22 protein-coding genes are annotated in these 22,122 nt (G+C 67.7%); 12 read left to right on the top strand and 10 right to left on the bottom strand.

Annotation, left to right across the window (positions count from 1 at the left end):
- Positions 1–10: 10 nt before the first annotated feature.
- Positions 11–1,249 (bottom strand): CobW family GTP-binding protein, encoded by a 1,239-nt coding sequence (locus E6N53_RS18395; RefSeq protein ID WP_142860943.1) that lies wholly within the window; start codon positions 1,247–1,249, stop codon positions 11–13.
- A 119-nt stretch (positions 1,250–1,368) separates the two neighbouring features.
- On the opposite strand from E6N53_RS18395, the gene E6N53_RS18390 reads away from it, so the two are divergent.
- The 3 genes from E6N53_RS18390 (at position 1,369) to E6N53_RS18380 (ending at position 4,665) form a co-directional block, all read left to right on the top strand.
- Positions 1,369–1,665: a DUF7990 family protein gene (locus E6N53_RS18390; RefSeq protein WP_142860942.1), complete on the top strand. Its 297-nt coding sequence runs from the start codon at positions 1,369–1,371 to the stop codon at positions 1,663–1,665.
- 1 nt (position 1,666) lies between these two features.
- Entirely contained in the window at positions 1,667–2,632 is a 966-nt protein-coding gene (locus tag E6N53_RS18385) for an ArsA family ATPase (RefSeq protein WP_136592465.1), read from the top strand.
- Positions 2,633–2,856: 224 nt separating this feature from the next.
- Positions 2,857–4,665 carry a carbon starvation CstA family protein gene (locus E6N53_RS18380; RefSeq protein ID WP_136592466.1) on the top strand — a complete coding sequence of 603 codons (1,809 nt, stop codon included), beginning with the start codon at positions 2,857–2,859 and terminating at the stop codon, positions 4,663–4,665.
- A 59-nt stretch (positions 4,666–4,724) separates the two neighbouring features.
- Here the strand turns inward: E6N53_RS18380 and E6N53_RS18375 are convergent, their stop codons facing one another.
- Positions 4,725–5,402, bottom strand: a complete 678-nt coding sequence (locus tag E6N53_RS18375) for a DUF8052 family protein (protein WP_201741201.1) — start codon at positions 5,400–5,402, stop codon at positions 4,725–4,727.
- Positions 5,399–5,785 carry a cupin domain-containing protein gene (locus E6N53_RS18370; protein WP_142860941.1) on the bottom strand — a complete coding sequence of 129 codons (387 nt, stop codon included), beginning with the start codon at positions 5,783–5,785 and terminating at the stop codon, positions 5,399–5,401. Before E6N53_RS18370 ends, E6N53_RS18375 begins: the two co-directional genes overlap by 4 nt.
- Positions 5,786–5,961: 176 nt before the next feature.
- Between E6N53_RS18370 and E6N53_RS18365 the strand changes: the two genes are divergently transcribed.
- From E6N53_RS18365 to E6N53_RS18335, 7 genes are all read left to right on the top strand, one after another.
- On the top strand, positions 5,962–6,153 hold the full coding sequence (locus E6N53_RS18365; protein ID WP_236639558.1) for a DUF8007 family protein: 192 nt from the start codon (positions 5,962–5,964) through the stop codon (positions 6,151–6,153).
- A gap of 75 nt (positions 6,154–6,228) precedes the next feature.
- Positions 6,229–6,918, top strand: coding sequence for a DUF5828 family protein (locus E6N53_RS18360; RefSeq protein WP_142860940.1), 690 nt, complete (start codon positions 6,229–6,231; stop codon positions 6,916–6,918).
- Positions 6,919–6,975: 57 nt separating this feature from the next.
- Entirely contained in the window at positions 6,976–7,224 is a 249-nt protein-coding gene (locus E6N53_RS18355; RefSeq protein WP_142860939.1) for a DUF8001 family protein, read from the top strand.
- A 105-nt stretch (positions 7,225–7,329) separates the two neighbouring features.
- Positions 7,330–7,707 carry a helix-turn-helix domain-containing protein gene (locus E6N53_RS18350; RefSeq protein ID WP_142860938.1) on the top strand — a complete coding sequence of 126 codons (378 nt, stop codon included), beginning with the start codon at positions 7,330–7,332 and terminating at the stop codon, positions 7,705–7,707.
- 139 nt (positions 7,708–7,846) lie between these two features.
- Positions 7,847–9,151 (top strand): threonine synthase, encoded by a 1,305-nt coding sequence (gene thrC, locus E6N53_RS18345; RefSeq protein WP_142860937.1) that lies wholly within the window; start codon positions 7,847–7,849, stop codon positions 9,149–9,151.
- Positions 9,152–9,237: 86 nt separating this feature from the next.
- The gene (locus E6N53_RS18340; RefSeq protein WP_136592472.1) at positions 9,238–9,753 is read left to right on the top strand and encodes a hypothetical protein; all 516 of its coding nucleotides are present in this window, start codon (positions 9,238–9,240) and stop codon (positions 9,751–9,753) included.
- Positions 9,754–9,806: 53 nt separating this feature from the next.
- A complete protein-coding gene (locus E6N53_RS18335; protein WP_136592473.1) occupies positions 9,807–10,010 on the top strand; it encodes a hypothetical protein in 204 nt (67 codons plus the stop codon).
- Here E6N53_RS18335 and serA read toward each other — a convergent pair whose 3' ends face one another.
- Positions 10,011–11,606, bottom strand: a complete 1,596-nt coding sequence (gene serA, locus E6N53_RS18330; protein WP_142860936.1) for a phosphoglycerate dehydrogenase — start codon at positions 11,604–11,606, stop codon at positions 10,011–10,013.
- A gap of 208 nt (positions 11,607–11,814) precedes the next feature.
- Between serA and serB the strand changes: the two genes are divergently transcribed.
- The gene (gene serB / locus E6N53_RS18325) at positions 11,815–12,471 is read left to right on the top strand and encodes a phosphoserine phosphatase SerB (RefSeq protein ID WP_142860935.1); all 657 of its coding nucleotides are present in this window, start codon (positions 11,815–11,817) and stop codon (positions 12,469–12,471) included.
- A 602-nt stretch (positions 12,472–13,073) separates the two neighbouring features.
- On the opposite strand, the gene lpdA is transcribed toward serB, so the two are convergent.
- From lpdA to E6N53_RS18295, 6 genes are all read right to left on the bottom strand, one after another.
- A complete protein-coding gene (gene lpdA / locus E6N53_RS18320; RefSeq protein ID WP_142860934.1) occupies positions 13,074–14,501 on the bottom strand; it encodes a dihydrolipoyl dehydrogenase in 1,428 nt (475 codons plus the stop codon).
- A 65-nt stretch (positions 14,502–14,566) separates the two neighbouring features.
- Positions 14,567–16,159 carry a dihydrolipoamide acetyltransferase family protein gene (locus tag E6N53_RS18315; protein WP_142860933.1) on the bottom strand — a complete coding sequence of 531 codons (1,593 nt, stop codon included), beginning with the start codon at positions 16,157–16,159 and terminating at the stop codon, positions 14,567–14,569.
- Complete coding sequence (locus E6N53_RS18310) at positions 16,156–17,151, bottom strand: alpha-ketoacid dehydrogenase subunit beta (RefSeq protein WP_136592478.1); 996 nt, start codon at positions 17,149–17,151, stop codon at positions 16,156–16,158. The genes E6N53_RS18315 and E6N53_RS18310 overlap by 4 nt, the downstream gene beginning before the upstream one ends.
- Positions 17,152–17,155: 4 nt before the next feature.
- Entirely contained in the window at positions 17,156–18,259 is a 1,104-nt protein-coding gene (gene pdhA, locus E6N53_RS18305) for a pyruvate dehydrogenase (acetyl-transferring) E1 component subunit alpha (RefSeq protein ID WP_142860932.1), read from the bottom strand.
- Positions 18,260–18,382: 123 nt separating this feature from the next.
- Positions 18,383–19,324: a lipoyl synthase gene (lipA, locus tag E6N53_RS18300; RefSeq protein WP_136592480.1), complete on the bottom strand. Its 942-nt coding sequence runs from the start codon at positions 19,322–19,324 to the stop codon at positions 18,383–18,385.
- Positions 19,325–19,377: 53 nt separating this feature from the next.
- Complete coding sequence (locus E6N53_RS18295; protein WP_136592481.1) at positions 19,378–19,602, bottom strand: YgaP family membrane protein; 225 nt, start codon at positions 19,600–19,602, stop codon at positions 19,378–19,380.
- A gap of 178 nt (positions 19,603–19,780) precedes the next feature.
- On the opposite strand from E6N53_RS18295, the gene E6N53_RS18290 reads away from it, so the two are divergent.
- Positions 19,781–22,120 (top strand): DEAD/DEAH box helicase, encoded by a 2,340-nt coding sequence (locus E6N53_RS18290; protein WP_142860931.1) that lies wholly within the window; start codon positions 19,781–19,783, stop codon positions 22,118–22,120.
- Positions 22,121–22,122 lie beyond the last annotated feature (2 nt).

The following is a 22,122-nucleotide window of genomic DNA, read 5'->3' as shown; positions in this document are numbered from 1 at the left end:
CCGACGCGCCTCAGGGTGTCGCGACGACGACCCGCTCACCCTGTTCCGTCGGAATCCTGTCGTCGCCGCCCTCCCATGCGCCGGGTTCGAAGTCGGCGAATGCCTCCTCGTCGAGGAGACAGTCGTCGAGTCGGCCTCGTAACGCTGCCTCGTCGATCCCGGTCCCGATGAACACCAGTTCGGTCCGGCGGTCGCCCCACGTGTCGTCCCACGCGACCTGCCTTCGGTTCCGGTGGTACGCGTCCTGTTCGAACGCGGGGAGCGTCGCGACCCACGGTCCGGCGGCCTCGACGTGGACCGAGGGGCCGGCCTGACCGAGCGTGAGGTGCTGTTCGCTCCCGGCGACCCACAGTGTCCCCTTCGACCGGACGACGCTCTCGGGCAGGTCGGCGAGGACGTCCGCGATACACGACGGGTCGAACGGCCGTCGACTGCGGAAGACGAAGGAGGTGACGCCGTACACCTCGTCGGGGTGTCGATGGCCGTCGTGGTGGTGGTCGTCGTGGTCATCGTGGTCGTGACCGTCACCCACTTCGTCCTCGCTCAGCGCTCGTCGCCAGCCGGCGGCTTCGGCGGCCGTCGCGGGGTCGTACAGCCGCCGACCGAACAGCACGTCGGGGTCGACCGACGAGTACTCCGTCGTCACGATTTCGGCGTCGGGCCTGAGCCCGGCGACGAGTTCCTCGACCGTCGCCAACTCGGCGTCGGAGACGAGGTCGGCCTTGTTCACCACGACGAGGTTCGCCAACTCCACCTGCTCGACCAGCAGGTCCGACAGGGGCCTCGTGTCGTCCTCGGCCGCACCGCGTCGCTCGACGACACCCGTGCCGCCGAACGCGTCGTGGAACTGACGAGCGTCGACCACGGTGACGATGCTGTCGACGACGTACCGCGCCGACGCCTTCCCCCGCGTGAACAGCTTCGCCACCGGCGCGGGCTCGGAGATTCCCGACGCCTCCACCACGAGGTGGTCGAAGTCGCGCTCGCGCGCGAGTCGCATCACGGCGCGTTCGAGGTCGCCGCGGAGCTCACAACAGATACAGCCGTTCGAGAGCTCGGTCACGTCGCCGGCCAGCCCCTTCGACGTGCCACTGACGAGTTCGGCGTCGACGTTCACCTCCCCCATGTCGTTGACGAGGACGGCGATGCGCCTGTCGCCCGCGCCTTCGAGCAGATGGTTCAACAGCGTGGTCTTGCCCGCGCCAAGACTCCCCGAAAGCACCGTGACCGGAATCTCGTCCCCTGGCATCAGTCGGTGATGACTGTCTCTCAGTATTGAATGGGAGGGTTTCCGGGAGCGCCCCGAACGCGCCGTCCGGGCGCGCGCAGACGACACGCTTTTGCCTCGTCTTTGATGACCGTCAGAGTATGACACTCGCGGACCGCATCGCGGCCTTCCTCGACCTCGCAGCGGAGTGGGCCCGTGGGCTGTTTCACGGGCTGTTCACCCACCCCGCCTACGAGAAGATCGAGAAGGAGGCCGAGGACATCGAGGACACGTTCATGCTGGCGTGTTTCCCCGACGCCTTCGGGATTCCTTCCCCGGTCTCGTACTACACCGCCGAACTCCTCCCGTACCTCGAAGACGAGTTCGAATCGTGGGAGCGACGGATGTGGGACCGCGGGTCGCTCTTAGAACGCAAGGGCCAACAGTACCACTTCTGACATGCACGACTTCGTCTTCTTCGGCGGCAAAGGCGGCGTCGGCAAGACCACGGTCTCCTCGGCGTACGCCTACAAGTGCGCCACCGCCGGACTGGAGACGCTCGTGGTCTCGACGGACCCCGCCCACTCCACGTCGGACGTGTTCGACCAGCAGTTCTCCGACGACCCGGCTCCCGTCGAGGGCATCGACAACCTCCACGCGATGGAGATCGACCCCGACGACGAGGTCGAACGGCACCTCATGGAGACGAAGCGGGCGATGGGTGACCAGGTGAGTCCGGCGATGGTCAACGAGATCGACCGCCAACTCGAGATGGCCCACCAGACGCCCGGCGCGTACGAGGCGGCGCTGTTCGACCGCTTCGTGAGCGTGATGCGCGACACCGACTACGACCGCGTCGTCTTCGACACCTCGCCGACCGGCGGCACGCTCCGACTGCTCTCGCTTCCCGCCTTCCTCGAGGGGTGGATCGACCGGCTGCTGTACAAGCGAAAGAAGAGCATCGACCTCTACGAGAAAGCCGCCATCGGCAACAACGAGCCGCGGCGGATGATGGACGGCGACCCCATCATCGCCCGCCTCCAGGCGCGGAAAGAGCAGTTCGAGTTCGCCGGCCGGACGCTCCGCGAGCAGGCCGGGTTCTTCCTCGTCGTCAACCCCGACGAACTCTCGCTCAAGGAGACCTCCCGCGCGGTGGACGAACTGCTGGAGGCGGGCCTCTCCGTCGAAGGGCTCGCCGTGAACAAGCTCACGCCCGAACCCGATCCCGAAGAGGAGGGGAGGGGTGCGCGATTCCTCCGCGACCGCGTCGCGACCGAACGGGAGCGACTGGAGACGCTCCGCGAGGAGTTCGACCAGCCCGTCGTCGCGGAGATCGAGACCCGCATCTCCGAAGTCAAGGGGGACTTCCTCGTCGAGGTCGCCGACGAACTCGACATCGGCGTCGCCCCCGACTCGGCCGGCTGAGTCGTTCCACATCTGTACACGACCGCGCGGGCTGTGAATCGCACTCACACCCCCACAAGACATACAAGAGTAACGTCTGCCTCGTTCGTTGAATTTGCGCTCGAGCGCGAGAATTAAACGCTGAAAGATGCCAATATGAACTCTCGTGTGTGTAAATCGTATCACGATTGAATATTAAGTTTTAAGTACAAATTTCCTCATGGTTCATCCTGAGGTACTATCACATGGTACAAGCGTTGTGGCTGGTCGTTGCCGTGCTGGCACTGTTCAGCGTGGGGTACTTGGGCTACTCACGGTATCTTTCGCAGTTCGTCGAACTCGACGACTCCCGTGAGACACCGGCGCACAAGTACGAAGACGGACAGGAGTACGTTCCGGCGAAGAAGCCTGTCCTGCTGGGGCATCACTACTCGAGTATTGCGGGTGGCGCACCGATCGTCGGTCCCATCACTGCCGGCATCCTGTGGGGCTGGGTGCCGGCGCTCCTGTGGATCGCCATCGGCAACCCCCTGATGGGGAGCGTTCACGACTTCGTCTCGCTGTCGGCGAGCCTCCGTCACGAGGGGAAGTCCATCGGGTACATCATCGGCGAGTACGTCGGTGAGCGGGGCAAGAAGATGCTCCTGTGGTTCGCCTTCCTCACCATCATCCTCGTCGTCGCGGTGTTCGCACTCGTCGTCGCCATCGTCTTCGACGCGTTCCCGAGCGCCGCCACCGCGAGTATCCTCTACATCGCGCTCGCGTTCCTCTTCGGCATCTACCTCTACCAGCTCGACCTCCCGTTCGTCCCGGGGACCGTGGTGTTCGTCATCGGCGTCTTCGCCAGCGTCTGGGTCGGTATCCAGAACCCGCTGGTGCTCGTCCCCGAGGGCGGCAGCACGTTCCTCCCGACCGTGATCAACGCCAACGTCTCGGCGTGGATTCCCGTCATCATCATCTACGCGGCCATCGCGAGCGCGCTCCCGGTCTGGATGCTGCTCCAGCCGCGTGACTACCTGTCGTCGTTCCTGCTCTATTCGGGTGTCGGCGGCGCGCTCCTCGCGATTATCGTCGGCACCGTGGGCGGGATGTGGCTCGGCATCACGCCGATTCCCACCCAGCCGCTCGAGGTCGGCATCCCGGCGTTCAACGGCTTCTGGGGCGTCACCGGTACGGCTCCGCTCTTCCCGCTCCTGTTCATCACCATCGCCTGTGGGACCATCAGCGGCTTCCACTCGCTGGTCTCTTCGGGCACCACGGCGAAGCAGCTGAACAAGGAGAGCGACGCCCGTACCATCGGCTACGGTGGCATGCTCGGGGAGGGCCTGCTCGCGACCGTCGCGCTCGCGGCGCTCGCGGTCGCCGGTGCGAGCCTCGACCCCGCCGGCGGAATCGGCGTCGCCCTGCCGAACTTCGCGACCGGCGGCGGCATCTTCCTCACCTCGTTCGGCATCCCCCAGAGCTTCGGCGCGCCGTTCATGGCGCTCGTGCTCGTGAGCTTCCTCCTCACCTCGACCGACACCGCCGTCAGGCTCGGTCGCTACATGATGGAGGAGATCGTCGGCACACCCGAGACCGCCGTCGAGAAGGTCGCGGTCGACCGCTACGCGAACGCGGCCGTCCAGGGTGTCCCGGCGTACATCCTCATCACCAGCGGGTCGTGGGTGACGCTCTGGCAGCTGTTCGGCGGTGCGAACCAGCTGCTCGCCGCGCTCGCGCTCTTGACTGCGACGGTGTGGCTCGCCAACTGGGACGACTCCAAGCAGCTCATCTCGACGGGCGTCCCGATGGCGGTCATGGTCACCATCACGACGCTCGGGCTCTCCTGGCTGGCCTTCTACAGCAATCTGTACCAGAAGTTCATCGTCGGGAACCCGGCCGACCTGGGGACCTTCGGCATCATCTCGGCCATCGTCCAGATCGTGCTCGCGTTGACGCTCATCTTCCTGGCGCTCTCGCTCGTCAAGATGGGCTACGAGAACATCCAGAACGCCCGCCGCGGCGGCAGCGGTGCCGCCCTCGCGGACGGCGGAACCGTCGATTCGGACGACTGAGACCCCGTCTCCGGCCGTCTTCGCTTTTCTGTGTGGGGACTTCCCCCGTGAGTGTCACCTCACCGTCGGAACGCACGGACGAGCCGGTCGAGGAGCCCGCCCGACGACGGCTCCGCGCCGGGCGCTCGCCAGAGCGCGAACGCCCGCCAGACGTCGGCGTTCGGAGAGGCGACCACGTCCTCGCGTTCGGGGGCGACGACGACGAGGTTCACCTCGTAGTGGCCGTAGTAGCCGAACTTCAGGAGGGTCCGCTCGGACCACGACTCGACCGCCCGACGGACGTCGTCGGGAATGTCGGGCGCGACGAGGACGAAGGTGAACTCGGTGCCCTGGTGTTCTTCGTCTCTGGTGATCCACTCGTCGGCGAGGTCGTCGGCGAGGTCGACGAGCCGGTCGAGGTCGCCCGCGCGAACTCGGGCGACTCGCCTGGCGAACAGGTACTCGTCCACGTGGTGGTTGGCGAAGTTGATCGAGCGGTGGAGGAACTGCTTCTGGCTCTCGATGCGCATCCGTCCGAACAGGTCCCACGTCTCGCCGCGGACCCGCTCGTCCTTTTCGAGGTCGTAGCTGAACATCAGCCGGTCCGAGACACGGTCGAAGAACGGGTCGTCCCAGTCGGGGACGTTCGCTTCGACCTCGGCGATGACGTCCTCGCCGACGGACTCGCGAACCGCCTGCGGGACGCCCTCCCCGTCGGACGGCTCTGCCTTCCCGTTCGGTTCGCCCCGCTCGCTCATGTCTCGTCCTCGTCGGGGTCGTACGCGTGGGCGTCGCCCGACACCGCCGGTGCGCCGACCGCGACGAGTTCGACCCGCTCGTCGGCGTCTGCGGGATTGAACGCTCGCTGTGGACTTCCCGGTTCGACGGCGAACAGGCTCCCCGCCGGAACGACGTACTCCTCCGCGGGCGTCTCGACGTGGAGCGTCCCCGAGAGGACGAAGAACGCCTCCTCCTGTTCGTCGTGGTAGTGGTACGCGAGCGGGACCTGCTCGCCGGGGTCGGCCTCGAACCGGTTGACGGCCATCCGCTCGAGGCCCGCCCGTTCCGAGAGGCGGCGCAGCGTACAGGGCCTGTCGGGTTCCGCCTCGACGGTCTCGGTCTCCACGACTCGGTAGCTCATGTGTGCTCACACAGCACGACCGAACAAAAGCACGTTGCCATCCGCGTGGTCGGCCACTCGCCGGGCGGCTGGCACTCGTCTGCGACGCGTACACACGACAATCTTTAATGACGAATAGGCCGAACCCACAGCCAGTCATGGGTGGAACCGGAACCGAGAGCTGCGGACGCTGTGCGATGACGTCCGTCGTCGACACCACACAGCAGGGCCACGAGGACGGCGAGACGGCGGAGCGCGACCCGTTCGCGTCGGGACGCATCGAAGTCTCCGACGCCGAGGCGCGACGCGTGTCGCCGGCCGCCTGGCTCGAAGGCATCAAACGGCGACTCGACGCGTTCGCCACCGGACTCACGTACGGACGGCGCTGAGACACGCTATCTCGCGTGGCAGAGGGTCGCGCGGAGAGTTTTTCATCACGCAGCGAGTGGGCTCTAGAACGACGAATGGAAGAGAGCATCTCAGGATTCAAACACCGCGGCTCGTGGGGGGATATCGTCGAGCACGGTGAACGCGTCACCCGCGCGCTCCGCGACGCCGGCGTCGACAGTGACGCGTTCACCGAGTGGGACGAGTGGCGACCCAAGTCCCACGAACGCCTCTCGCAGGACGTCAACGAGAAGACCGCCGCCCAGGCGAGTGTCGCCGAGGGCGAGGGAGAGAAGGCGGGCAAGAAGCCCGAAGAGGACCTCCAGAGCGCCGGGCGCAAGCTCTCGGAGTCGTACGAGAAGGTCGAGGAGGGAGACAACGAGGGTGCCGTCGAGCGCTGGCAGGACTCCATCGACTACGTCAAGCGCGCGGCCGACTCCGCGAGCCGAAAGGCGCTCCGGGCGGTCGAAGACACCGTCTACCGGAAGGTGATGACACAGCTCGCGCCCTACTACTTCGACAACGAACTCATCAGCGCCAACGTCCAGCGGGTGGCCCGCGGCACCACCGACGAGGTCGAGTTCGTCTTCGAGGTCAACGTCAACGACGACGACCTCAAACAGCAGGTCTCCGAGCGCCTCGCCGCGTACGAGGACGAGGTCGACCGCTGGCACATCGACACCGAGAAGGACACCACGACCGCCGAAGCCGTCGAGGGCGTCGAAGTCCCTCAGAACGAGCCCGAGTCGAAGTCGACCACCAACTGACGAGCGCCTCGCTCCCGTGCCTCTGTTTTTATATCGCACGCGTGTCTCGTGACACACATGCCAGCACCCCTTCGTGTCGACTCCGGTGAGTTGACGTCCGACGAGATTCTCGCTGCGCTCGAGGAGGGCCGCCGCGTCGTCGTCCGCACGGAGATGATGGGTGGGACGTACGACGTCACGCTCCGCCACGACGGCACCGTCTTCTACTGCGACACGCCAACCACGCTCCACAAACACGAGGACGTCGAGGGAATGCGCACCTGTATCGCCAAGATGGGCTACGCGCGGGCCGACGCCGACGACTGAGGACGTCGGCCGCGCCCCACACCCCGTCCGCGCGCCACCGCCTGTGCGACACCCGTGCCAACCCGCGCGGGGAGATTTAACCACTCCGGGGCTCTTCTCGTCCGTATGGCAGACTCCCCCGACATGGCCGACCTTCTGGAGACCGACGACCCCGAGTTCCAGCAGGTCCTCTCGTGTGTGTTCGGCATTCAGAACCACGAGAGTCGGACGTATCTCGTCCTTCTCGACCACCCCGGAAGCACCGTCGCCGAACTGGCCGACGTCCTCGACCGCGACCGGAGCAACGTCAACCGCTCGCTGACGACGCTGATGGAGAAGGGACTCGCCGGTCGACAGCGACGCCTGCTCGACCCCGGTGGCTACGTCTACCAGTACACGGCGACCCCGCTCCCGGAAGCGAAGGGGATGCTCCACGACGCACTCGACACGTGGGCCGAGACGGTCCACGAACGGATCGACGAGTTCGGCCCCCGGCGACAGTAGCCGAGCGTCCGACACGGCGGCACCGACCGTCGGGGGCGCCGAGGAAGTGCCGGCCGCGCCCGGTCGTGACGAAGCCGTCACCCCTCGTCGCGCCTGCCGACCGTCCCCCTTTTTGTGCTCTGGCACGAGCCACAGCACAATGAGCCTGGAGTTGACCGCGGCCGCCCCGACGGCGCCCGACGACGTCGACGGTGGCGTCTGGCTGGAGTGTATCGAGTGCGGTGAGACGTTCGCCCCGTTCGAGGACATCCGCTACACCTGCGACGACTGCGACGGCCTCCTCGAGGTCCGCTACGACGACCCGCCGACGTTCGACGAGTTCGAAGGGCGCGGCGTCTGGCGCTACAACGCCGCGCTTCCGTTCGAGGAGGGCGTCTCCCTCCCCGAGGGGGCGACGCCGCTCCACCGCGTTCCACGACTCGAGGCGGCTATCGGCGTCGAGAACCTCCGCGTGAAACACGAGGGGATGAACCCCACGGGGAGCTTCAAAGACCGCGGGATGACCGTCGGCGTCCGCGTCGCGAAGGAACTCGGCGTCGGCCGACTCGCCTGTGCCTCGACGGGGAACACGTCGGCGGCGCTGGCCGCCTACGGCGCTCGTGCCGGGTTGGAGACGCTCGTGCTCCTCCCCGCCGGGAAGGTCGCCGCCGGCAAAATCGCCCAGGCGGCGCTTCACGACGCGCGCATCCTCGAGGTCGACGGCAACTTCGACGCCTGTCTCGACATCGTCCAGGAGCTGGCCGAGCAAGGCGAGGTCTACCTGCTGAACTCGCTGAACCCCTTCCGTCTGGAGGGACAGAAGACTATCGGCCTCGAGATTCTCGAGGAGTTCCACGCCGACTACGACACCTACCCGGACCGGATCGTCCTCCCCGTCGGGAACGCCGGCAACACCGCCGCGCTGTACAAGTGCTTCCGCGAACTCGTCCAGGCGGGCGCGCTCGACCCCGAGGACGTGCCCAAACTCACCGGCGTCCAGGCCGAAGGGGCCGCGCCGATGGTCGAAGCCGTCGAGAACGGCGCCGACGAGGTCCGAAGGTGGGACGAGGTCGAGACCATCGCCACCGCCATCCGCATCGGCAACCCGGTCAACGCGCCCAAGGCGCTCCCGGGCATCCGCAACACGGGCGGGACCGCCGTCTCCGTCTCCGACGAGGAGATCACGGCCGCACAGCGGGCGCTCGCGAAGGAGGGCGTCGGTGTCGAACCCGCCTCCGCGGCGAGCGTCGCCGGCCTGAAGAAACTGCGCGACCGCGGCGACGTCGACGCCGACGAGAACGTCGTCTGTCTCACGACGGGACACCTCCTGAAAGACCCCGACGCCGCGTTCGAGGCGGGTAACGAGCCCGAACCCGTCGCCAACGACACCGACGCGGTCCTCGACCTCATCGAGGGCGACGCGTCCCCGAGTCGGGGCCGTCTCCGCCGGCTCCTCCCGTTCTGACTCCGCGCTGTTTCTTCCCCGCGCGGTGAACGTGCGTGACGTCCGTCTGACGTACGCTTTTGCTCGTCGCCCGAGAACTCCCTCTCGTGCCCCCGAGCCTCCCAACCGGAACTGTCAGCCAGACGTCGGCGGGCACGCGAACGTTCCCCCCGGAATCGAACTCCGACCGCGAGCGCGAGCGTGTCTCCGTCGCGTCGACGCCGAACCGTCGACCCCCACAGACACCGTTTCCTCCGACTCCACGCGGCCCGAGCGGCCCTCCCTCGCCGGTCGTCCCGAGACGCGAGCACGACGTCGCCGTCTCCCGTGAACACGACCGCGTCGCCGAACTCGCCCGCGAGAACGAGGCGCTCCGCGAGTACATCCGCGAGCAAGCCACCGACAAGCAGGCCGTCATCGAACGGTACGAACACCTCCTGCAGCAGCGTGACGCGCGCGAGACGTCGCTGTCGACAGCGACGTCGACGTCGACGTCATCGACACCCCCGTCGCCGACGTCGGCCGGTCGTTCCCCGTCCACGCGGGACGGACTCGTCGAGACGCTTCGGGCGGGCGTCTCGACGCTCCGCTCTCGAGTCGGCGGGTGGCTCGGTCGCGACTGAGCCTGCCTCACTCGGCCCGCAGACTCTTGTCTCTCGGCTCCTGACCGACGCCTATGCCCTGTTCGTCCAGGTCACACACGGAGCGGAAGGAAGCGAGTAAAGGGGCGGCCGCGGGCGCGACGGTCGGTGCGCTCGTTGGCTCGCCGCTCGGGCCGCTGGGTGCCGGCATCGGTGCCGGATTCGGCGGCGCGTCTGGCTTCATCGCCGGCACCGCGAAGGGAAAACTGAAGTCGAAGCTGAAACCGGGCTGTCGCTGATTACTCGTCGTCGCCGTTGTCGAGGGTGATGTACTTCACGTCCGTGATGCGCTCGTCGGCGAGCAACTGCTCGCGGACGGACTCGGGCACCGGCGTGTCGAGGTTGTAGACGGTGAGTGCGGCGTCGTCGCCGGGCGACCGGCGGGCGTTGAACATCCCGGCGATGTTGACGTCGTTGTCCCCGAGCACCGTCCCGATGAAGCCGATGACGCCGGGGCGGTCGTAGTTGCGGGCGACGAGCATCTGGCCGTGCGGGATGGCGTCGACGCGGTAGCCGTCGATGCGGACGATGCGCGGGTCGTCGCCGGCGAAGAGCGTCCCGCAGACGCCGAGCGAGCCCTCCTCGTTCTTCACCGTCACGGTCACGAGGCTCTGGAAGTCCTCCGACTGTCGCGACTTGGTCTCGACGACCTCGATCCCGCGCTCTTCGGCGATGCTCGGCGCGTTCACCGCGTTGACCTGCCACTCCAGCGGCGTGAAGACACCCTTCAGCGCGCTCGCGGTGACGAGGTCGAGGTCCTCCTCGGCGATGTCGCCCTGGTAGCTCACCTCGACCTCCGAGATACGCTGGTCGAACACCTGTGCGGCGACCTTCCCTGCGGTCTCGGCGAGTTCGATGTACGGGCGGATGCGGGGGAAGGCGCTCTGGTCCACCGACGGCGCGTTCAGCGCGTTGATGACCGGTTCGTCGGCGAACGCGGCCATCACCTGGTCGGCGATGCTCGTCGCGACGTTCTCCTGGGCGGCCTCCGTCGAAGCGCCGAGGTGCGGTGTGACGATGACGTCGTCGACTTTCAGGAGTGGGTTGTCGGGCGAGACGGGTTCGCTCTCGAAGACGTCGATGGCGGCACCGTCGAGCGTACCAGCTTCGACGGCGGCGGCGAGTGCCGCCTCGTCGACGACACCCCCGCGGGCGCAGTTGACGAGGTAGCCGCCACCCATCAGTTCGAGTTCGTCCGTGGAGATGAGCCCCTCCGTCTCGGGCGTCAGCGGCGTGTGGACGGTGAGGAAGTCGGCACGTTCGAGACACTCCTCGAACTCCACCAACTCGGCGCCGAGTCGGTCGGCGCGCTCCTCGCCGATGTAGGGGTCGTACGCGACGAGGTTCATCCCGAGCGAGTCGAGTCGCTTTGCGACTTCCTGACCGACGCGACCCAGCCCCACGATGCCGAGCGTCTTCCCGTTCAGTTCCGTCCCGAGGTAGTCGCCCTTCGCCCACTCGCCGCCGCGGAGTCGGGCGTGCGCCTGCGGGATGGAGCGTGCGGTCGCGAACGCCATCGCGACGGTGTGTTCTGCGGCCGCGCGAACGTTCCCCTCGGGGGCGTTCGCGACGACGACGCCGTGGTCCGTCGCGGCGTCGATGTCGATGTTGTCGACGCCGATGCCCGCACGCCCGACGATGACGAGGTCGGGCGCGGCCTCGAACACCTCGCGCGTCACCTCCGTGCCCGAGCGGACGACGAGCGCGTTCGCGTCCGCCACCGCGTCAAGCAGCGCGTCACCCTCCGAGTCGTAGTCGGTCACGACCTCGTGACCCGCGTCACGCAGTCGTTGGACACCCGCATCAGCGATGGGGTCCGTGATGAGTACCTTCATGCGCGTACGTTCTTCGGTGCCCGGTTAAGCGTTTCTTCAGCGGTCTAACTCCGTGGTATTTGGTGTGTTCACACGACACAGGCCCGAACGGCGCAGTGTGTGGTCTCGTCCCGACTGCCCCTCTCTCGGGCTTCGTCGGTCGTGTTCTCCCGTGGTTCGCGCCGCGCGAGATGGCAAAGTTTCAAACCCGGCCTCCCGTCTATCCGGTATGAAACTCATCGCGTTCGACTTCGACGGGACGCTCTCGGACTCGGAGATGACGGTCCTCCTCGGCGAGCGAGAGGGCGTCGCCGACGAGATGGCCTTGATTACCGAGCGGGCGATGAACGACGAGATATCGTACGCGAAGAGCCTCCGCGAGCGGGCGGCGCTCCTCGAGGGCCTCGAGGAGGAACTCGCCGAGGAAGCGTACGACGAGGTGACGCTCCGTCCCGGCGCGGCCGACGTCGTCCGCCGCCTCGACGACTACGGCCACCACGTCGCGATTCTCACCGGGGGGTTCGAGCGCGGCGTCGAACGCGCCCTCGAGAAGGCGGGCGTCGGAGACGCCGTCGACACCATCGTCTCCAACCGCCTGCCGGTCACGGGCGGACGGCTCACCGGCGGCGTGGAGGGGTCGCTCATCGAGGGCACGAAGGACGAGGCACTCGAATCGCTCGCGGCCGACCTCGACGTGAAGCTGTCTCAGACCGTCGCCGTCGGTGACGGTGCGAACGACCTGCCGATGCTCGAGGTGGCCGGCCTCGCCGTCGGTTTCCTCCCGAAACCGGCCGTCCGACCCCACTGCGACCTCGTCGTCGAGACGATGGACGAACTCGCCGGTGTGTTCGAGACGCGAGAAATCCTGCGCGCCCCGGACGAGTAGGCTCTGTCGCGCGGCGACCGCTGCCGCCGGGACGGCGGCGTCCACGCGGCACTCCGCCGGTCGGCTCCGTTTTCCCCGTGAGAACTGCCGGCGCAACACGCCGTGTGTGCGGCGACGCTGTCACCGAACGACCACTCCGTGATGGCATCCGAACTGAGTGCACTCGACCCGAACGAACTCGTCCTCGACGCCGACGTCGCCGCTTTCGCGGCGTCGAGGCCGGAGTGTGTCAGCGCCGACGACGATGTGGACCGGTGTTCTCTCGTGGCCGACGACCGGCCGCGTTGCCCCCACGACCACGACTGTTGCTTCGTCCCCACCGGAACCTGCGGGCTCCGGCCTCGTCGTGGTCGGATACAGCAGTGTCGGCTCCGTGGCGAGCCGACGGCTCGGTCTTGCTCGACGCGCGCGACCCTCATATCTGCGTGTCAAGGCTCAATAATACTACACGCATACACCCGATCGAGGCATCACGACGCCCCCTCCCCATCACATTCGGGCCGCGTGGTTCCTCGGAGGCACCCCCTCCTGTCGTGAACTCCCGTCGTGGCGGTGAGTCCTGTCGCCGGCACCCCCCGCCGTCGACACGTTCTGTGAGTCTCTTACCGGTTCAGCGTGTGGATGGCCTGTCCGAGCGCGTTCTCGCAGGCTTCCATCGTCGCCTCCGCGAGCGTCGGGTGGGTGTGGACCGTCGCTGCCACGTCCTCGAGCGTCGCCCCCATCTCGACGGCGAGCGCGAGTTCGGCGACGAGTTCGGACGCCTCGGGGCCGACGACCTGCCCGCCGAGGACGAACCCCGTCGCCTCGTCGGCAACGACACGGACGAACCCGTTCGCGTGACCCGTCGTCAGCGCGCGACCCGACGCGTTGAACGGCATCTGTCCGACGACCGGGTCGAAGCCCGCCTCCTCGGCCTCGGCCTCGGTCATCCCGACCGTTCCGATCTCGGGGTCGGTGAACACCGCCGCGGGACAGGCCTGATAGTCGAGGGCGGCGGGTTCGCCGGCGACCACCTCCGCGGCGACGATGCCCTCTTTCGACCCGACGTGTGCCAGCATCGGTTCGCCCGCGACGTCGCCGACGGCGAAGATCGAGTCGACGTTCGTCCGGCACTGGTCGTCCGTCCCGATGAACCCCTTGTCGTCCGTCTCCACCCCGGCGGCGTCGAGGTCAAGCGTGTCCGAGACGGGCGCGCGCCCGACGGCGACGAGCACCTTGTCGGCGTCGTACTCGCTCGTCTCTCCGTCTTCGGTCTCCGTGGCGACGACGATGCCGCCGTCGTTGCCGTCGCGCCACTCCGCTGCGCCCTCGCCGAAGTGAAACTCCACACCGAGTTCCTCGGCGCGGGTCCTGACGACGCGCGCGACGTCGTCCTCGTAGCCCGGGAGGACGTCGTCGAGCATCTCGACCACGGTCACGTCGGTCCCGAGTTTGGCGAAGACGGTGGACAGCTCCATCCCGATGTAGCCCGCGCCGACCACGACCAGCCTGTCCGGGACGGAGTCGAGCGCGAGCGCGTCCCGCGAGGAGAGGACCGGGTCGTCGCCGTACGAAAAGCCCGGAATCTCGATGGGACGAGAGCCCGTCGCGACGATGCAGTGTTCGAACTCGATGCTCTCTGAACCCTGCCCCTCGCCGCCGTGGGCGACGCGGACCTTGGTGGGGCTGTCGAACCGCGCCGTCCCCTCGACGAGGTTGACGCCGTTGGCCTTGCAGAGCTTCTCGACGCCACCGGTCAACTGCCCGACGACGCCGTCCTTCCAGTCGCGCAGGCCGGCCATGTCGACCACGGGGTCGGCGTGGATACCCATCTCCTCGGCGTGGCCGGCCCGGTGGGCGAGGTCCGTCGCCGTGATGTACGCCTTCGAGGGGATGCAGCCGTGATTGAGGCAGGTCCCGCCGTAGGCGTCACGTTCGACGAGCGTCGTGTCGATTCCCTTCTGCGCGGCGCGGATGGCGGCGACGTAGCCGCCCGGGCCGGCGCCGATGACGAGCAGTTCGGTCCCTGTCGAGATGTCTCCGACGACCATGTCTCGGTCTCGCCGTCCGCCGAGTTAAAATGACGCCACGCGGCAGGCTAGTCCTCCCGACCCGTTCAGAGCAACAGCAGCCGCGGGTTCTCCAGCAGTTCGATGACCCGATTCGTGAACTGCCCCGCGTCGGCGCCGTCGACGACCCGGTGGTCGATAGACAGCGACAACGGCAGGGTGTGTCTCGCGACCACCTCGCCGTCTTCGACGACGGGCCGTTGTTCGATGGCGCCGAGTCCGAGAATCGCGACCTCGGGGTAGTTGATGATGGGGGTGGCGTACTCGCCGCCGATGGCACCGAAGTTCGTGAGCGTGAACGTGCTCCCTTGCATCTCCGCACGCGAGATGTCCCGGTCCCGCGCCCGCTCGACGAGACCACCGAGGTCCGAGGCGAGTTCCACCGCGCCTTTCCGGTCGACGTCGCGCACGACGGGAACCATCAACCCCGCGTCGGTGGCGACGGCGACGCCGAGGTTGTACTCCTTCCGGTAGACGATCTCTTCGGCCTCCTCGTCGAGGACGGCGTTGAGGACGGGGAACTCCTTCAGCGCCTTCACGACCGCCGCCATGACGAAGGGCATGTAGGTGAGCGAGACGCCCTGTTCTTCCGCGTGTGGCTTGAGTTCGGCGCGGAGCGCGACGAGGTCGTCCACCACGGCGGTGTCGTGGTGAGAGACGTGCGGTGCGGTGTACTTCGAACGCTGCATCTGCTCGCCGATGGCCCGACGGACCCCGCGATACGGGACGCGCTCGTCTCCCTCGCTCCCCGCGACGCTCACCGGTTCGGCCGCCTCGGCCGGTTCGACCGGCTCGGCCGCCGTCGCGGTCCCGGTGGAGTCAGCGTCCCCGCTGGCTTCGGCATCTGCCGTCACGGCCGTCGCGTCGGCCTCCTGGGCCGCCCGCTGTGCCTCGGCGTACGCGCGGACGTCGTCGGGCGCGACGAACGCCGCTCCCTCCCGTTCCTCGTCGGTCGGGACGTCATCGATGTCGACGCCCTCCTCCTGGGCGAGCTTCCGCGTCGCCGGCGCGGCGAGCGTTTGCGAGCGCCCGGCGGGCGTCGACTCTCCCACCGCCTCCCCCGTCTCCCCGTCACCGGCGTCCCCGCGCGACGTCGCGGACCGTCCGCTGAACGTGACGGCGGCCGGGCCCCCCTCGTCCGCCGCGTCGTCGCCGGTGTCCGCCGAGGTTCGCACGTCGCCCTCGGTGATCCGCCCGCCGGGACCACTGCCGTCCACGGCCGCCAGGTCGACGCCGAGTTCGCGCGCGAGCCGGCGGACGCTCGGCGGGGCGAACACGCGCGCGTCCGGTGTGTCTGCGGCTTCGGTTTCATCTTCCCCCTCGTCGGGTTCGGCGTCCGCGTCCGGCGCTGGTTCGGCTTCGGCGTCGGCCGCCCCTGCCGCCGCCTCTTCGTCACCCTCGCCGGGCACCTCGAACGTGATGATGACGTTTCCGACGGGCACGACCTCCCCCTCCTCGGCGAGGAGTTCTTTCACCGTCCCGTTGTACGGCGAGGGCACCTCGACGAGCGCCTTGTCCGTCTCGACCTCCGCGACGACCTGGTCCTCTGTGACCGTATCGCCGGGTTCGACGTGCCACTCGACCAGCTCTCCCTCCGCCACCCCTTCGCCGACGTCGGGGAGTTTGAACTCCTCGATCATCGGAACTCGGCCGCCTCCCGGATGCCGTCTTCGATGCGCGCCACCGAGGGGAGGTAGTAGTCCTCCAGCGCGTAGAGCGGGTACGGGACGTCGTAACCGGTCACGCGGACCACCGGTGCCTCCTGGTAGTAGAGCGCCCGCTCCTGGATGGTGGCCGTAATCTCACCAGCCATGCCGCCCGAGCGCGGTGCTTCGTGGACCACACAGGCCCGCCCCGTCTTCTTGAACGAGTCGACGATGGCGTCGCGGTCGAGCGGGGAGACCGTCCGGAGGTCGACGACCTCGGCGTCGATACCCTCCTCGGCGAGGTTCTCCGCCGCTTCGAGGGTGCGCGGCGTCATCGCGCCGTAGACGAACACCGAGACGTCCGCGCCCGCTCGCCGCACCTCGGCCTCGCCGATGGGGACGGTGTACTCCCCTTCGGGGACGTCGCCGCGGAAGGCGCGGTAGATGAGCTTCGGTTCGAGGAAGATAACGGGGTCCGGGTCGCGAATCGCGGAGATGAGGAGCCCCTTCGTGTCGTACGGCGTCGACGGGATGACGACCTTGAGTCCGGCCTCGTGCGCGTAGAACGCCTCCTTCGACTCGGAGTGGTGTTCGGGTGCGCGGATACCGCCGCCGTACGGTGCGCGGATGACCATCGGACAGGTGAACCGCCCGCGTGAGCGGGTCCGGAGGCGGGCGGCGTGAGAGACGATCTGGTCGAACGCGGGGTACATGAAGCCCGAGAACTGGATCTCGGGGACGGGTTTGAGGCCGTAGGCGGCCATCCCGATGGCGGTGCCGACGATGCCCGACTCGGCCAGGGGTGTGTCGATGACGCGCTCGCCGCCGAACTCGTCGAACAGCCCTTCGGTCGCGCGGAAGACCCCGCCGTTCTTCCCGACGTCCTCCCCGAGGACGATGACGTCCTCGTCTCTGTTCATCTCGGTGTGGAGACCGTCCCGTACTGCCTGGACCAGGGTGAGGTTCTGTGTCTGTTGGGTACTCATGATATCACCTGTGGAGGAACGCGTCGTCGCCGAACTCCTCGCGGAGCGCGGCGAACGACTCGTACTGCGACTCGAGGTCGGGTGTCCGTTCGGCGAACACGGACTCGAACATCTCCTCCGGTTCGGGTCGCGGGGTCGACTCCGCCGTCTCGATGGCGTCGGCGACCGTCTGTTGGACCTCGCGTTCGACGTCCTGCACTCGTTCGTCGTCGAGTCGTCCGGTGTCGCGGAGGAACGTCTCCAGCCGCGGAATGGGGTCTTTTCGCTTCCACTGTTCGACCTCGTCGCTGTCGCGGTACACCGTCGGGTCGTCGGCCGTCGTGTGCGCGCCGAAGCGGTACTGGACCGCCTCGATGAGCGTCGGCCGCAGTTCGTCGGGGTCGTCGGCCTTCGCCTTCTCGACGGCCGCACGCGTCACCTGATACACCGCGAGCGGGTCCATCCCGTCGACCTGGACGCCCTGGAAGCCGTAGGCGTCGGCCTTCTGTGCGATGGTCTCGGACTTCGTCTGTCGCTCTCTGGGCACGGAGATGGCCCACTGGTTGTTGTTGCAGAAGAACACCGTCGGGGTGTCGAACACCCCGGCGAAGTTCATCGCCTCGTGGGTGTCGCCCTCGCTCGTCCCGCCGTCGCCGAAGTAGACGATGAACCCCTTTCGTTCCCCCTTCAGCTTCGAAGCCCACGACGCGCCGACGGCGTGAAGCGTCTGCGTCGCGATGGGGACCGCGGCGGGGAAGGTGTTGACGTCCGGCGGCGACACGTTCCCCTGTTCCGCCCCCATCCAGTAGAGGAGGATACGGTCGAGCGGGAAGCCCCGGACGTGGAGCGCGCCGTGCTCGCGGTACGAGGGGAACAGCCAGTCCTCCTCGTCGAGGGCGTGGGCGCTGGCCACCTGCGCGCCCTCCTGGCCCGACAGGGGTGGGTACGTCCCCATCCGCCCCTGCCGCTGGAGGCTCACTGCGCGGGTGTCGAAGTGCCGGGCGAGTTTCATCTCCCGGTAGATCGACAGCAGCGTCTCGTCGTCGACGTCGGGCACCTCGCCGACGACGCTGCCGTCCTCGTCGAGGACCTGGACTCGATCCCGCGGGTCGCGCTGTAGCACGCTCACGGTCGGACCCTCCAGTACATGCGAGATGGGTCACCTCCCTGCCGTATAGTGTTTTCGTAGAACTAGCGTGGACATTCGGTATCCGCGCCGCTCGCCGCCTGTCCCGGCCGTTTCGGCCTCGTCTCAGTCCGCGGCGCGTGCGGCCTGCCGCGCCTCCTCGACCGACCGGCCCTCGCGGACGAGCGCGTCGACGAACAGCTCTCCCGCCTTGTACGACGAGCGGACCATCGGTCCCGACGCGCAGTACAGAAAGCCCAGTTCGTCCTCGGCGACCCGCTGCCACGTGTCGAACGCGTCGGGGTGGACGTAGTCGTACACGTCGAGGTGCGACCGTGAGGGCTGGAGATACTGCCCGAGGGTGACCACGTCGACGTCGGCCTCTCGGAGGTCCGAGAGCGTCTGGTACACCTCGTGGGCGTACTCGCCCAGGCCGAGCATGATGGAGGTCTTCGTGTAGATGTCCGACTCCCGCTGGACCTGCTCGAGGACCGAGAGCGACTGCTCGTAGCCGGCGCGGCGGTCACGGACGGGCCACTGGAGCCGCTCGACCGTCTCGATGTTGTGCGCGATGACGTCGGGGCCGGCGTCGATGATCTTCCGTACCAACTCGGGTTCGCCCTGGAAGTCGGGGATGAGCACCTCGACGAGGATGGAGGCGTCGCGCGCTTTGATGGCGCGGATGGTCTCCGCGAAGTGCTCTGCGCCCTGGTCGGGGAGGTCGTCGCGGTCGACGGACGTGAGGACGACGTAGTCGAGGCCGATTTCGGCGACGGCTTCGGCGACGTTGTCGGGTTCGTCGGGGTCGAGCGCCTCCATCCCACCCGTCTGGACGTCGCAGAAGTTACACCCGCGCGAGCAGCGGTCGCCCATCAGCATGAACGTCGCCGTCCCCGGGCCGTCGCGACCGGACCAGCACTCCCCGAGGTTCGGGCAGTTGGCCTCCTCACAGACGGTGTGGAGGTTTCGGTCTCTGAGCTCTCGTTTGATCTCGGTGAAGCGCTGGCCAGACGGCGGCCGCATCTTCAGCCAGTCGGGCTTTCGGCGGTGCCGGCGACTCCCGCTCATACCTCACCGTAGAGGGGAGTGGTGAAAAACGTGCGGACGCCTCACTGCCCCGACTACCGTGCGTCGACGGGACAGGTGTTGACGCCGAGCAGCACGTGCAGCGGACACCGCTGGGTCGCCCCGGTCACGGTCAACACCGCGCCGACGACGACGGAGACGGCACTCCCGAGCGTCCCCAGCGGGACCGCCCCCAGGAACGCAGCGATGCCTACGAGGAGCAAGAGCGGTCCGACGACGAGCCGAGCCTTCCGGTCGATTCCTCCGACGTTCTTGTTCATTGGTCTTCGTCTACTCGTTCACGCCCCACGATATTGTATTCTGTGGACAACCCCACCCGGTGAGAACCGTCCGTCGTCCGGTTCACGTCCACCCTGCCACCGGAAGTTTTTGGTCGGGTGAGCGCCCCGGTCTGAGCATGAGTGGCTTCGGGAACTGGGAACCGGGAGGAGCCGACGGGTGAAGGTCGCAGAGGCGCTACCGGACTTCGCCGACGCCTTCGGCTTCGAGGAGTTCAACCGGATGCAACGCGAGGCGCTTCCGGCCATCATGGAGCGGGACGAGAACGTCGTCGCTGCCGCGCCGACGGCCTCGGGCAAGACGGCCCTCGCGGAACTGGCTATCTGCAAGACGCTCCGCGACGGCGGCACGGCGCTCTTCGTCGCGCCCCTGCGCGCGCTGACGAACGAGAAGGAGGCCGAGTGGGAGCGGTTCGAGGACCTCGGCTACTCCGTCTACGTGGTGACGGGCGAGCGCGACCTCAACCCCCGGCGCGCGGAGCGGGCGGACATCCTCGTGATGACGCCCGAGAAGACCGACTCGGCCACGAGAAAGCACGAATCACCCCGGTATCAGTTCATCACCGACGTGGGCTGCGTCGTCATCGACGAGGTCCACCTCCTCGACTCGGATTCGAGAGGCGGCGTCCTCGAGGTGACGGTCGCTCGACTGCGGCGGCTCTGTGACCCGCGCGTGGTCGCGCTGTCGGCGACGATGCGGAACGTCGCCGACGTGGCCGAGTGGCTCGACGCGGTGCCCGAGACCACGTTCGAGTTCGACGACGACTACCGACCGGTGAAACTCCACGCCGGCGTGAAGACGTACAGCCACGGCGAGAACAGCTTCGCCGACAAGTACCGTCGACTGTACCGGGCGTTCGACCTCGCCGAACCGCACATCCGCGACGCTGGTCAGGCGCTCGTGTTCGTCTCCTCGCGGCAGGACACCGTCCAGGCCGCGGCGAAGGCGCGCGACGAGTTCGCCGAGCGGGACGTGCCGATGGGTGCCCGCGGCGACTACGACTTCCACAACGAGGCGAAGGAACTGACGAACGACTCGCTTCGAAAGTCGGTCGTCGACGGCGTCGGCTTTCACCACGCAGGACTCGGAAAAGCGGACCGAGACCGGGTCGAACAGTGGTTCCGTGAGGGGAAGGTCCAACTGCTCTTCTCGACGTCGACGCTGGCGTGGGGCGTCAACCTCCCCGCCCGCTGTGTCGTCATCCGTGACACCAAGTACCACGACCCCCTCGAGGGCGACGTCGACATCTCGCCGCTCGACGTGATGCAGATGCTCGGGCGTGCGGGGCGACCCGGCTACGACGACGTCGGCTACGGCTGGGTGGTCTGTGACCACTCGGACGCCGACCGCTACCGGCGACTGATTCGTGAGGGAAAGGACATCGAGTCACATCTCGCCGAGGAACTGGACTCGCACCTCAACGCCGAGATCGCCATGGGGACTATCGACGACCTCGACGACGTGCTCTCGTGGCTCGAAACCACGTTCTACTACGTCCGCGCGCAGTCCAGACCGGCCGAGTACGGCTTCGACGGCCTCCGCGAGCGCGTCCGTGAGACGCTCGAATCGCTCGTCGCGCGCGGCTTCGTCGAGATGAGTGAACTGCGAGTCGAACCGACCTCGCTCGGGCGTCTGGCCTCGAAGTACTACCTCGACCTCGCCACCGCCCAGCGCTTTTACGAACTCTCTCAGCGCGACTACATCGACGCCGACGCGGTGCTCGACTGCGTCTCGGCCGCCTCGGAGTTCGACTCGGTCTCCTGCCGAGCGGCCGAGACGGACGCGGTCGACTCGGTACTCACCGGCGTCGATACGAGCCTCGACGGTGGCAATCGGAAGGTGCTCGCCATCTGTCGGGCGTCGATGACCGGGTCGACGCCCGCGGACCTGCGGAGCGACGCCTGGGTCATCCGGCAGAACGCGCTCCGGTTGTTGGCTGCGCTCAGGGAGTTCCTCGACACGTTCTCCGGCCCGCGCGCGGCCAACCTCGCCCGCCGCATCGAGGCCCGCGTCGACCACGGCGTCTCCCGGGACGCCGTCGGCCTCACTGCTGTGGACGGCATCGGGTCGCGTCGCGCGAGCCGGCTCGCCACGGCGGGGCTGCGAACCCCGGCCGACCTCGTCGCGGCCGGCGTCACCGAACTGACCCGTGCGGACCTCTCGGAGGGGGTCGCCGAACGCGTCGTGACGTCGGCGGAGGCGCTCCCGGCCATCGACATCGACTGGGGAGCGTTCCCCGAAACGGTCTCCCGAGGGGCGAGCACGGTCCAGCAGGTCGGCGTGACGAACACCGGGGGGAGCGCACGAACTGGAGTCCGCGTCACGGTCAACGACGTGGAGATGACGACGAAGACGACGTACCTCTCGGACTCGACGCGCGTTCCCGTCGGGGTGTTCGGCGCGACCGACGACGAACTCACCTTCCGTGTCGAGGTTTCGTTCCCCGACCTCCCGCTGCTCCCGGTCCACGAAGAACGGGTCGTCAGCGTCGTCGACTGACG

This window comes from Salinigranum halophilum (assembly GCF_007004735.1).
GTDB lineage: Archaea > Halobacteriota > Halobacteria > Halobacteriales > Haloferacaceae > Salinigranum > Salinigranum halophilum.
This window is presented reverse-complemented; position numbering and strand designations above follow the sequence as displayed.